General features: G+C 40.5%; 11 protein-coding genes. 9 read left to right on the forward strand and 2 right to left on the reverse strand.

The window, feature by feature from the left end; translation table 11 throughout:
- Position 1: 1 nt before the first annotated feature.
- Positions 2–220: a DUF6500 family protein gene (locus tag GQR47_RS00785; protein ID WP_024597227.1), complete on the reverse strand. Its 219-nt coding sequence runs from the start codon at positions 218–220 to the stop codon at positions 2–4.
- Between the two features lie 363 nt (positions 221–583).
- On the opposite strand from GQR47_RS00785, the gene GQR47_RS00790 reads away from it, so the two are divergent.
- Positions 584–1,009: a hemerythrin domain-containing protein gene (locus GQR47_RS00790; RefSeq protein WP_008134499.1), complete on the forward strand. Its 426-nt coding sequence runs from the start codon at positions 584–586 to the stop codon at positions 1,007–1,009.
- Positions 1,010–1,103: 94 nt separating this feature from the next.
- Here GQR47_RS00790 and GQR47_RS00795 read toward each other — a convergent pair whose 3' ends face one another.
- A complete protein-coding gene (locus GQR47_RS00795) occupies positions 1,104–1,517 on the reverse strand; it encodes a hypothetical protein (RefSeq protein ID WP_024597226.1) in 414 nt (137 codons plus the stop codon).
- 418 nt (positions 1,518–1,935) lie between these two features.
- Between GQR47_RS00795 and GQR47_RS00800 the strand changes: the two genes are divergently transcribed.
- From GQR47_RS00800 to GQR47_RS00835, 8 genes are read left to right on the forward strand one after another with little or no spacing between them, the layout of a single operon-like run.
- Positions 1,936–4,296, forward strand: a complete 2,361-nt coding sequence (locus tag GQR47_RS00800) for a TonB-dependent receptor (protein WP_154902961.1) — start codon at positions 1,936–1,938, stop codon at positions 4,294–4,296.
- A gap of 24 nt (positions 4,297–4,320) precedes the next feature.
- Positions 4,321–6,474, forward strand: a complete 2,154-nt coding sequence (locus GQR47_RS00805) for a bifunctional TVP38/TMEM64 family protein/FAD-dependent oxidoreductase (protein ID WP_024597225.1) — start codon at positions 4,321–4,323, stop codon at positions 6,472–6,474.
- Between the two features lies 1 nt (position 6,475).
- Positions 6,476–7,282: a DUF547 domain-containing protein gene (locus GQR47_RS00810; protein WP_024597224.1), complete on the forward strand. Its 807-nt coding sequence runs from the start codon at positions 6,476–6,478 to the stop codon at positions 7,280–7,282.
- A complete protein-coding gene (locus tag GQR47_RS00815) occupies positions 7,269–8,603 on the forward strand; it encodes an ABC transporter substrate-binding protein (protein WP_024597223.1) in 1,335 nt (444 codons plus the stop codon). The genes GQR47_RS00810 and GQR47_RS00815 overlap by 14 nt, the downstream gene beginning before the upstream one ends.
- Positions 8,600–10,354, forward strand: coding sequence for an ABC transporter permease subunit (locus tag GQR47_RS00820; protein ID WP_154902962.1), 1,755 nt, complete (start codon positions 8,600–8,602; stop codon positions 10,352–10,354). Before GQR47_RS00815 ends, GQR47_RS00820 begins: the two co-directional genes overlap by 4 nt.
- Before the next feature lie 55 nt (positions 10,355–10,409).
- Entirely contained in the window at positions 10,410–11,048 is a 639-nt protein-coding gene (locus tag GQR47_RS00825) for an ATP-binding cassette domain-containing protein (RefSeq protein WP_024595098.1), read from the forward strand.
- Positions 11,049–11,080: 32 nt separating this feature from the next.
- Complete coding sequence (locus GQR47_RS00830) at positions 11,081–11,761, forward strand: CDP-alcohol phosphatidyltransferase family protein (RefSeq protein ID WP_076924246.1); 681 nt, start codon at positions 11,081–11,083, stop codon at positions 11,759–11,761.
- The gene (locus tag GQR47_RS00835) at positions 11,754–12,545 is read left to right on the forward strand and encodes a sterol desaturase family protein (RefSeq protein WP_024596975.1); all 792 of its coding nucleotides are present in this window, start codon (positions 11,754–11,756) and stop codon (positions 12,543–12,545) included. Before GQR47_RS00830 ends, GQR47_RS00835 begins: the two co-directional genes overlap by 8 nt.
- Positions 12,546–12,916 lie beyond the last annotated feature (371 nt).

Raw genomic sequence — 12,916 nt, forward strand, 5'->3', positions numbered from 1 at the left:
GCTAAAGCCCATCTAAGATCATTTGTTTGATGGTCTTTGCTTTTACAAAATGATCTAATTTATGGGTGTGTATCCACCAAGTAGCAGCATCCATAAGTAGCTCTGGATCGTCGTTTTTATTGGCAAAAAATGCATAAAAAGAAAGCCCTACATTTTCTCCTTTAACTGCTATTTTTTTATCGCATACGGTAATTATTTTTGCTCTTAGTTCTTCTTTCATATGTACCTTATTAAACAAACTATGCTCTGGATTATAAATCTATCTCAAGATCTTTATGGGCATATTTACTTTTAGCCACCGTTACAAAAAATTAAAAAAGAACGTACTGATAGTATCAAAGAAAGTATCATTTTTTCATCTTTTTTATTTGCGCGCTATTTTATTAACTACCTTAACTCCTCCAACACATCAGTAAAACTAAAGCCTGAAAATATTGCATGAGCGTGCTTGTAAAACTTACAGGCCGCATACTCCCACGAGCAAACGAACAAATATAAACTAATTTAATTCAACAAGTTAAATCATGGCATTTAGCTTGCTTCAATATTTGTAAGCAATTAAAGAGCAAGTAAAGGACTAGTTATGAATATTTTTGAAGCACTACGTCATGACCATGACAAACAACGAGAATTGGTAGATGCGCTTATTCAAACACACGGCGACACAGAGCAGCGCCACACGCTAATGGATGAGCTAAAAACAGAATTAGAAAATCACGCAAAATTTGAAGAACGTTACTTTTATAACCCACTTATGTTTGATGACTTAACTCACGAAAAAGCGCGCCACAGCGTAGCTGAACATCACGAAATTGATGAATTAATTGAACAACTTGAAGATACCGAAATGAGCTCGTCTGCATGGTTAGTTGCAGCTAAAAAGCTACACCATTTGGTACATCATCATTTAAGTGAAGAAGAACACGAAGTGTTTCAATTAGCGGGTAAAGCACTTACCGAAGGGCAAAAAGAGAGCCTTGCTGAGCAATACAACGACGCAATGCATTAGTTGCATAACATGCAAACCGACTTCCACACACTCCCTGTGTACTTATTGGTTATAAGCCTTATGGCTTATAACCAATTTTTTTGCATGTACTTTATTACTTTACAGTAAATTTCACGTCTTGGTCGCGTAATAAGTAAAGTGCAAAACACGCAGCCCACATTGGCCATGCAGTAAAGAATAATAAGTTATTAAAGCCATCTATGTACTGGTTGTAAGAAGAAAGCGTAGATAAGCCATGCATTACAAAAATGATACCGTACGTTATACGCTTTTTAATACCTGCTAAAAATGCTAAAGCAAGCACTAACTGCACCGCACCAATAATGTAAGCCACTATATCTGTAGAGCCACTAATACCGTAAAAATGTTCAAAAATACGTGCGCTATGCCCAGGATTAACAAACTTATCGAATGTCCACATAACCATTACAATAAACACGCCTAAACGCAAAGATAAAAGTGACCACTGCAAACGGTTTTGCACATCAGAATTCATTGAACCTGTCATAAAATTTCCTTAAATGAATATTAATAAACGTAGAAGTAACCTAGACCGTATAAGTTGTTTTTTATTTCAAAAATTTTTAATTAAATTCATTAGTTAAGCCATGCAGTACTAAAAGTGAAGCTTATTTAAGTAATTTAAAAAATGCTGCATAAAAGTTAACTCTTTTAAAATGTTAGCAGGTTGAAAGTAGTCTATAATTAAAAATTCTATTAAAAGCATATATTTACATTCACTCTAGTACAATCGCTGTATTAATATTTTATCAACTAATAAAACAATACTACTTAATTACCATCTTTATAATGCATCTGTTTTGTTATGTTCTAAAAAACAAAAAGAATCAAAATTTTACTGAAAGTTATTTTTAATCCTTTCGGTCTTTATCGCCAACAACATTTTAACCGTAGAGAGAAAACGTTTGAAACACGCATATTTAGCACTTTCCCTAGCCACCATATTAAATACACCACTTAATGCTTTTGCAGCCGAAGAATCAAAAACAGCAAAAGAAGGCGCAATTGAGCGTATTGAGGTGGCAGGCCAAGTTATTAGATCTCAAGGTCTTTCGGTTAAAAATGCCACTGTAGACGGCCCTTTTGGCGACAACTTAGCTCTACGAGATATAGCCCGATCAGTAACACCAATTTCAAGCGAGTTAATAGAACAACTCAATATTACGACTTTACAAGACGTACTTGCAGTAAGCCCTAATACCTATTCAGCCAGTGGTTTTGGGGCACCAAGTTTACCTACTATTCGTGGGCAACTAGGTGAGCTTTTCCAAGATGGTACACGCCGCCAAGCAGGTAATAATGGCTTTGGCGTGCCGTTATCGTTCAACTCTATAGAACAAATAGATGTAGTAAAAGGCGCGCCACCGGTATTATTTGGTTCAAGCCAACGCAACGGTGGTTTTGTAAACTTACATTCTAAAAAAGCATCAACTGACGACAGTAAAGGCAAAGCAACGGTATCGGCAGGACGATGGGATCAGTACAGCGTTTTAGTTGATTACAGTGCACCTATAGTAAAAGACAAAGTAGGTTTTAGAGTAAGCGCTGAACACATTAATAACGGCAGTTACTACGACTTTTCGGGCACGAAAAGCGACAGCCTATTTGCAGCACTTAGGGTGTTACCTGATGACAAGAGCAGCTGGGATATTAACTTTGAGTTATACCAAGTTGAATTTACCGATAACGCAGGTATTAACCGCCCTACTCAAGCGCTAATAGATAATGGCCTTTATATTACCGGCCAAGGCGTGCAAGTAAATGGCAGTACAGTTCCAGCGGCAGGTTCTATTGTTTCACCTACTGGGCAAGTAAAAATAGACCGTAGTACAGTACTTACCGACCCTGACAATCAAAACGAAGCCACTACTTATTTACTACACAGTATTTATAAGCGTGAACTTTCAAACAACGCATCAATAAAAAACATTACGTATTTTCAGCACTTACAACGCGAAGAAATTGCACAAAATAGCTTTGTTGAAATTATAGATGGTGCCGATACCGCGCAGAACCGTACCGAACTGACTTACCAATGGAGCAACGAACAGCAAACAATTTTTGCTTTTGATGTGCGTTACAACCGCGTGCTAGGCTACAGCCAATTTACAACAGAAGCCGACCTACCTATTGATTTAACTGGCCCAATTTCAAATCGCCGCATTCCTTTAACTGATTCACAACAAGCGCGTTTAATTGAAATTAGTCCAGGTGTATTTGTATCCCCTGGTGGTCAGTACGATATTAATAACGATGGCAGCGGCGACTTTAACTTATCAGACACTACCGATTCACGCTCATGGCAAACGGGTTTTGCTATTCAGCAAGATTCAGATTGGACAGATAAGTTTCATACAAGTGTTGGCTACCGCATTGATTTTTATGACGTACAAGCAAACGACCCAATAGCACCTGTAGGGCAAATTGCCGCCAGCGACAGCATTAACGACACTTTGCATTCAGGGCAAGTCAGTTTTAATTACCGACTAAGCGATGATTACACCACTTATGGCGCAGCAAGTTACAACGAAGCCACATCAAATAGCATGGCTGGCGGCACTACACTTGGCGGCGACAATACCATTAGTGCGCAAAATTTTGCCACCGAAAATACCCTAGTTGAGTTTGGTTTAAAATATGCACCAAACAATAGCGATTGGTACGCCGATGGCGCAATATTTAGCCAACGCCGTAGTTTACGTAACCGCGATGGCAGTAATACCGGTATTCGCACCACAGGTTTTGAAAGCCAAGTATTTTACGATGCCTACCCGTACTGGTTAAGCGCAGGTTATAGCTACATTGACGCCCGCTACGATAATTCTGCAAGTAGTCAAGATTCTGCCCAAGTAGCCGATGCATTTGACAACTCACGCCCTGATATTATTGCAGGCACCAGTGTGGGCGCTCCTAGTTTTACCGCATTTGCGCCTTCAAACCGCCAAGTTCAGGGCATCCCTGAGCAATCTTTTAGCTTTAACGGAAATTATTCAATTAATTCGAAATGGCAAACGGGTTTTTCAGGTCTATATACAAAGAGTTACCCATTAGACTTTTTGGCAACCGTACATATTCGCGATCAGTACACATTAAACGTAAATACTAGCTATGCTTTTACGCCTAGCACCAAGTTACGCTTAGATGTAAACAACGTTACCAATCAAAAAAATTGGCGCCCTGTATTTGAAGGCGGTTATTTTGGTGCAACCTTGGCTTTTCCTGAATTACCAATAAACGCCAAGCTGACGCTTACGCATAATTTTTAAAGGCAAGTTTGAAAGAGAGAGAACATGATTAAAAAAATACTTTTGTTATTGATTGCAGCGGTCGCCATCGGCCTGTTCTTTCATTTTGATTTGCACCAACTACTTACGCTTGAGGGCTTAAAAGGGTCGATGGATCAGTTTAGCCAATATAAAGCGCAATCTCCGCTATTAATCATTGGCGGATTCTTTTTATTGTATGTGGTGGTTACTGCATTGTCTTTACCGGGCGCGGCTATTTTAACACTGGCAGCGGGTGCTTTATTTGGCTTAGTTGAAGGCTTATTGGTTGCATCGTTTGCATCAACCATAGGTGCCACACTGGCCTTTTTAGTATCACGTTACTTATTGCGCGATACCATTAAAAAGCGCTTTCCTGAGCGTTTAGCAGCCATTGATGCAGGCGTTGAAAAAGAAGGCGGCTTTTACTTATTTACGTTGCGTTTAGTGCCGGTGTTTCCGTTCTTTTTAATCAACTTGTTAATGGGCGTAACAGCCATCAAGTCATGGACTTTTTACTGGGTAAGCCAAGTGGGTATGCTAGCCGGTACATTTGTATTTGTTAATGCCGGTACGCAGCTTGCTCAAATAGAGAGTTTATCGGGCATTTTATCGTTGGACTTAATTTTATCATTCGCTTTATTGGGCGTATTCCCATTTATTACTAAAGGGATCTTAAACGTGTTTAAAAAACGTCGTGTATACAAAAACTATACTAAACCTAAAAGTTTCGACCGTAACATGATTGTTATTGGCGCGGGTGCAGGTGGCTTGGTAACAAGCTATATTGCCGCTGCTGTTAAAGCAAAAGTAACCCTTATTGAAGCGGGCGAAATGGGCGGCGACTGTTTAAACTACGGCTGTGTTCCCAGTAAAGCGATAATTAAAAGCGCTAAAATTGCAGAGCAAATTCGCCACGGTGAACACTACGGCCTAGAAAACATGACACCGCAGTTTTCGTTTAAAAAAGTAATGGCCCGTGTTCATAAAGTAATTGCCGATATAGCACCGCACGACAGCATAGAGCGCTACACTAATTTAGGCGTAGACGTAGTAAAAGGCTACGGCAAATTAATCGACCCGTGGACGGTAGAAATTAAACTTAACGATGGCGGCACGCAAACATTAACTGCGCGTACTATTGTTATTGCCACTGGCGCACGCCCATTTGTACCGCCACTACCTGGTATTGAAGAAACAGGCTATGTAACAAGCGATACCTTGTGGGATAAATTTGCAGCGCTTGACGAAGCACCTAAAAAGCTTGTAGTACTTGGCGGTGGTCCAATTGGTAGCGAATTAGCACAAAGCTTTGCACGTTTAGGTTCAAGCGTTACGCAAATTGAAATGGCGGAGCGCATCATGATCAAAGAAGACCTTGAAGTGTCTACTTTTGCTCACGAAGCGTTAACCGAAAGTGGCGTTAATATTTTAACATCGCACCAAGCACTTCGCTGTGAAGCTCGCGATGGCAAAAAATATATCGTTGTTAAACATAACGACAAAGAAATAGATATTGAATACGACGAGCTATTATGTGCCGTTGGTAGAAGTGCGCGCCTTAAAGGTTACGGTCTTGAAGAGCTAGGCATTGAAACAAACCGCACAGTAGTAACTAACGAATACCTAGAAACACTGTACCCTAATATTTTTGCAGCAGGCGATATTGTAGGTCCGTATCAGTTTACGCACGTCGCCGCTCATCAGGGTTGGTACGCAGCGGTAAATGGCTTATTTGGTCACCTTAAAAAGTTTAAAGTAGATTACCGTGTTATTCCGTGGACTACGTTTATTGACCCAGAAGTAGCACGTGTTGGCTTAAACGAGCAAGACGCAAAAGACAAAGGCATAGATTACGAAATCACTCGTTTTGAATTTGAAGAGCTAGACCGTGCAATTACCGACAGCGCTACAAAAGGCTTTATTAAAGTGATTACACCCAAAGGCAAAGACAAAATACTCGGTGTTACTGTAGTATCTGAACACGCTGGCGATTTAATTGCTGAGTTTGTACTGGCAATGAAACACGGTTTAGGCCTTAACAAAATACTCGGTACTATACACAGCTACCCTACTTGGGCTGAAGGTAACAAGTACGCAGCAGGCGAGTGGAAACGCGCTCATGCACCTGAAAAAGTACTTAACATGCTTGAAAAATACCACACATGGCGCAGAGGCTAATATGTTTAAAACACCTCTAAAAGCATTGCTACTTGGTTCGGCTTTAGTTGCAACATCATTTTCGGCCCAAGCCCAAAACATGCACGATAGCTGGAATGCATTATTAAATAAGTATGTTGTCGCTATTAATCATAATCACAGTACTGAGGTTGATTACGCTGCTATAAAACGTGAGCATGCACAGCTAAAAACGTATTTAGATTCGTTAACGGCTGTAACGCAAAGCGAATTTGACGCTTGGGAAAAGCCTAAGCAACTCGCTTTTTTAATCAATGCTTATAATGCGTGGACTGTTGAACTTATATTGACTAAGTACCCTGATATTAAGTCAATTAAAGACTTAGGGAGCTTTTTTAGCTCACCATGGAGTAAAGAGTTTGTGCCATTACTTGGCAAAACTCGCAGCCTTGATGATATAGAGCATGGTTTAATACGTGGCAGCGGTAAATACAACGACCCACGTATTCACTTTGCAGTAAATTGCGCGAGTATTGGTTGCCCAGCGCTTCGAGAAGAAGCCTATACAGCCACTGATTTAGAGAGCCAATTGCAAGAGCAAACAGTGCGCTTTTTATCAGATATGACACGCAATATGGCTCAAGAAAATACGCTAAGCGTGTCTTCAATATTTAAGTGGTACGGCGATGACTTTGAAAAAGGCTTTAGAGGTGCAAACACGCTACAGCAGTTTTTCTTGCAGTATCCTGATGCCCTTAAACTGATACCCGCTCAGCAAAAAGCACTTAAGAATGATGACATGAAAGTTAAATTTTTAGACTACAACTGGGATTTAAATGTTCTCCATTAAGTTTTGGCAAACACTGGCGCGATACAGCTTTTGCTGTGTCGCGTTTTGCGTTTGTGCAATCGCAAATTTAGCTGTTTTTTCGAGCATCGCGTTTGCTAATACCGTTATTAACTCAAATAGTAAAAGTAATTTAGTAATTAACATACAACAGGGATCTCGCTGGCAACAAGTTCAAGCACTTGGTAGCAATCAAGATGTATACTTTTATGCATGGGGCGGCGACGCGCAAATAAATGCTTATATTCAGTGGGCAGCACAGCAAGTTAAAACTAAGTACAACATTAACCTGGTTCATGTAAAATTAAGTGACACCAGCGAAGCAGTAAGCCGTGTACTTGCCGAAAAATCAGCAAACAATAACAACCAAGGCAGCGTAGATTTAATGTGGATCAACGGAGCTAACTTTGCCACCATGAGTGAGCACTCTCTGCTTTTAAAGCAATGGGCAAATAAACTCCCCTACTTTGCATTAACCGATCCGGCTAATAACCCTGCTGTAACCTTTGATTTTGGTTTACCTACCAATGGGATGGAAGCGCCATGGGGGCAAGCGTCACTTACGTTTTATTACGACAGCATTGCAATAAATGGTAAGGCAAACAATAAATTGCCTACGACATTAAACGAATTACTAAACTGGAGCGCACAAAACCCTGGTCGCTTTAGTTACCCAAAGCCGCCTGACTTTTTAGGTATGAGCTTTTTAAAATACGCCTTAGTTGTACTGCATCAGCAAAGCAGCGAAAACATTAAAGCGCAGCTAAACCAACCAGCTACAACTAAAAATACGGCGCAAGTGTTAAACCCACTGTGGGACTTTTTAGATAAACTACACCCAACTCTTTGGCGTGGTGGCACTCATTTTATGCAAAGTGGTGCTCAAATGCGCCGCCTTGTGGACGATACAGAGTTGAGTTTAGCCTTTACTTTTTCTGCACCTGAAGTACCGGCAGCTATAAAACGCTATGATTTACCAAACAGCATTCGCAGTTACGCAATGAGTGATGGCAGTTTAAGTAATACCCATTTTGTGGCAATCCCTTACAATGCAAGCCACCAGCAAAGTGCGCAATTAGTGGCTAATTTTTTACTCAGCCCTGAGGCGCAAGCTCAAAAACAAAAAGCGCATATATGGGGCGATAAAAGCGTACTTATTCAATCAACGTTAACGCCTGATCAGCAAGCCTTATTTAAAACAGCTAAACCGCATCCAAGTGCACTGCCTTTAAACAGTATTAAACGCACATTGAGCGAACCTCACCCAAGCTGGGTAAACGCCATTATGCAAGGTTGGCAAACTCGTTATGGAGTAAGCCAATGAGTGTTATTTCAAAAAGTGTACCGATTAATACCAAAGCAACAACGCAGTGCAGCACCGATATGTTTACGCGCATTGTAAAATTTAGCCCGCGATTTTTACTCGCTTTACTTATACTACCCGTACTTGGTGGCTTAATTAGCGTATTGCTGCCTGCCTTTGGTTATGCGCCCGTACTTGAGCAAACAACGTTTAGCTTGCAAGGTTTTAATGCCCTTTGGCAAACACCCGGCCTTACCCAAATGGTTACCTTAAGCGTTGCAACGGGCTTAATAAGTACTTTGCTTGCATTTATTATTACCTTAATGATTTTAGCTGCGTTTTTTAATAGCCCGTGGCTTAACCGAATTCAGCGTTTATTGAGCCCTATATTAGTGATACCTCATGCCGCAGCTGCTATTGCGGTGGGGTTTTTAATTGCCCCTTCAGGTATGATTTCACGCTTAGCGTCGCCTTGGTTAAGCGGCTGGGAACTTGCGCCAAACGGCATGTTTCCGCATGATTCATTCGGTATTAGTATTATTTTAGGCTTAACACTCAAAGAGCTTCCCTTTTTATTATTAATGGCACTGGGCGTACTTGCTCAACCTGAGCTTGGCAAAAAATTACGCCAACAACATAAGGTTGCGCTTAACTTAGGTTATTGCCCAATGACCGCCTTTTTTAAAGTAATACTGCCAAGTCTTTATCCGCTGCTGCGCTTACCCCTTTTAGCAGTGCTTGCCTATGCAAGCGCAAGTGTAGAAATGCCTCTTATATTAGGCCCAAATACACCACCCACGTTGGCCGTTGCAATAATGCATTGGTTTAACGATGTTGATTTAAACCTGCGTATTAAAGCCTCAGCGGGCGCTTTATTACAACTGGCACTCACGGGTGGGTTACTTGCGCTTTGGCTTAGCGGCGAAAAAGCGATAAAGGTATTATTTAGCGATTCACTCACTAACGGGGTGCGCGAATACGGCGGATTTTATTGGCAAAAGCTAACGGTAATACTCACTGCTTTAGTGATCGGTTTTATTTTACTGTCGCTAATTGCCCTTATTTTGTGGTCGGTTGCGGGCTTTTGGCGCTTTCCCAATGCACTCCCTGAGCAATTTACACTACTGCATTTTAACAGTGCATTAATGCAAATGAGCAACCCGCTTTTTAATACCCTAGCTATTGGTTTAGTAACAACGGTATTTGCCATTACGGTTACTTTATTGTGTTTAGAGTCGGAGCAGTTAAGCGACAAACCCATCTCTCGCTTTACCAGTTTAATTATTTACTTACCGCTATTAGTACCCAGTATTGCCTTTTTGTTTGGCCTAGTATGGATACAACAATGGGTAAATAACCAAGCCGCGTTTTTTAATGTGGTGTTTACACATTTACTGTTTGTTTTGCCTTACGTATTTTTGTCACTCGCGAGCAGTTATAGGCGCTTAGATCCTCGTTTTGCTCATGTTGCAGCAAGCCTAGGCGCAGCACCATGCAAGGTGTTTTTTAAAGTAAAACTACCTCAGTTGTTTGCCCCTATTTTAATTGCAGCCGCACTGGGCTTAGCAATTAGTTTTGGACAATACCTCCCCACGCTTTTAGCTGGCGGCGGGCGCATAGCCACAATAACAACCGAAGCCGTTACGCTTGCCAATGGCGCAAGCAGACGCACCAGTGCCGTGTACGCTATTATGCAAATGGCGTTGCCACTTATTGGATTTATACTGGCATGGGTTTTACCTAAATATTTTTTCAAAAGTGCACGTGCTTAAAAGTGCACATATTTAAAGCATCCATATTTAACACTATCAGGGTTAAGGTTTTTTAATGCAGTCATCGTTACAGATTAAAAATTGTCAGCTTTATCGCCAAAATGAGCTGCTACTTAGCTTAAACGAGCAAGTTAATGGCGGTGAAATTCTGACTATTATGGGCCCATCTGGCAGTGGTAAATCAAGCTTATTAAATTGGCTTACGGGTACTTTACCAAGTAGCTTTAAGGCCAATGGAGAGGTGTGGCTTAATGGTCAAAATATCGATAATACCCCTCCGCACTTGCGCCATATTGGAGTGCTTTATCAAGACGCTTTATTGTTTTCGCATTTAACTGTTGCTGGTAACATTGCCTTTGCAATGCCAAAAGGTAATAAAAAACAACGCCTTGAAAAAATAGCACACGCACTTGAGCAAGTAGGTCTTAAAGATATGGGCAATCGCCACCCCGATAACCTCTCGGGCGGGCAACAAGCCCGTGTTGCATTATTACGTATGCTGCTGAGCGAACCTAAAGCCATTTTACTCGACGAACCCTTTAGCAAACTCGACACCCAACTGCGTGTTGATACACGCGAACTCGTGTTTAGCCAAATACGCGATCATAAGCTACCTGCAATTATGGTAACTCATGACCATAGCGACGCCGACGCTGCAAATGGCAAACTCATTACTTTAAGTAGCGCACTTTAAATACATAGCTTTAAACGCATAAGGCAATAAACATGCTAGACAAATTTATCACCCCTGTCATTAAGCCTCTTTTAACACCTGTGGTTATGCTTATGCATAAACGCGGCATAACCGCCGATCAGCTAACCGTGGTAGGCTTTTTAGTTGGCTTATTAGCCGTGCCATTACTGGCGTTTGAAATGTGGTACGGCGCATTAGTGGCCATTGCTTTAAATCGAATTTTAGATGGACTTGATGGCGCATTAGCACGCTATGCAAACCAAAGTTCAAGCGCAGGTGGCTTTTTAGATATCACACTCGACTTTTTATTTTACGCGGCTATTCCGCTTGGCTTTATTTTGGCAAACCCTGAGCAAAACGCGATAGCGGGATCGTTATTACTTGCTACTTTTATTGGTACGGGCTCAAGCTTTTTAGCTTTTGCGATTGCCGCCGAAAAATTTAAACTCGAAAAACCGCAATTTAAATACAAAAGCTTTTACTACTTAAACGGCTTAACCGAAGGCACTGAAACAATAGCGCTATTTATTGCATTTTGTATTTGGCCGCAGCACTTTGCGGTTATGGCGAGTATTTTTGCTATTGCGTGTGGCATAACTATTTTTACCCGTATACATGGCGGTTATCACACACTTAAGCAACAAGAAGCCGATGCTAACAAAGCAGCTGAAAACGTGCCTAGCAGTTCAAATTCTGAGGTAATAGATGACTAATGAAGTATGGTGGCGCTTAGGCTTCTTTTTTAGCATTTTAGTTATAATGATGTTGCTTGAAGCGCAAAAACCAGCGCGTAAATCACCAATAAAAAGCAGTACACGTTGGTTTGCTAACTTTGGGTTAGTGTTTGCTTCATCAGTTGTTGCGCGCTTAGTGGTTCCCATTGGGCTAACCGCCGTAGCACTTTACAATCAAGAGCACGGCATTGGCTTATTTAATCAAATAGCTCTACCAAGCAGTTTAATTATTATATTGAGCATACTTTTACTCGATATATTAATTTATTGGCAACATAGGTTATTCCATAACGTGCCTATTTTATGGCGCTTACACCGTGTACATCACGCCGATGCACACGTAGATACCAGTACAGGGCTGCGCTTTCACCCTATCGAAATTGTACTGAGCATACTTATAAAACTAATTGCAGTAACTGCTCTTGGCGTACCTGCAATTGCGGTACTTATATTTGAAATAGCACTTAATGGTTTAGCATTATTTAATCATGCAAATATACGCCTACCTAATGCTATTGAAAAACCACTGCGTTTAATATTAATGACGCAAATATTGCATCGAATTCACCATAGCCAAGTGGTTAGCGAAACTAACTCAAACTATGGTTTTAGTGTAATTTGGTGGGATAAATTATTTGGTAGTTACAAAGGTAAAGCTAAAAAAACCGACGCAGATATAAATATTGGCTTAAAAGAATACCCAAGCCAAAACCAAAATGCGTCCCTTTTGAGGTTACTTACAATGCCTTTTAAAAACAAGTAAAAACAAGCATATTTTATCTCTTACAATACCAATCCACTTAAAATTGCTTTTATGTAGATTGGTATAAACAAAATACTCCTTAAATACTATAAATATACCTGTAACTAACCTTTTAATTGTTAAGTCCTTTCCTACTTTTTTGACGTAAAAAATATTCCGCTCACGCTCCCATCAAAAAACACAAACAACATAACTAATTGTATAAATTGCAATTTATATACAATCTAAAATTGGTAAACTGGTCTTACCGTAAACTAATTGTAAATAAAATAAACAAATATGTTGACCATTTGCGTACTCCACAATATCATTTGTAAGCGCTTACAAAACACATATCAAAATGTAAGCGCTTACAGCATGAAAAAACAAAG

Origin of the sequence: Pseudoalteromonas sp. Z1A2, assembly GCF_011378755.1 — a bacterium.
GTDB classification, from domain to species: domain Bacteria; phylum Pseudomonadota; class Gammaproteobacteria; order Enterobacterales; family Alteromonadaceae; genus Pseudoalteromonas; species Pseudoalteromonas distincta.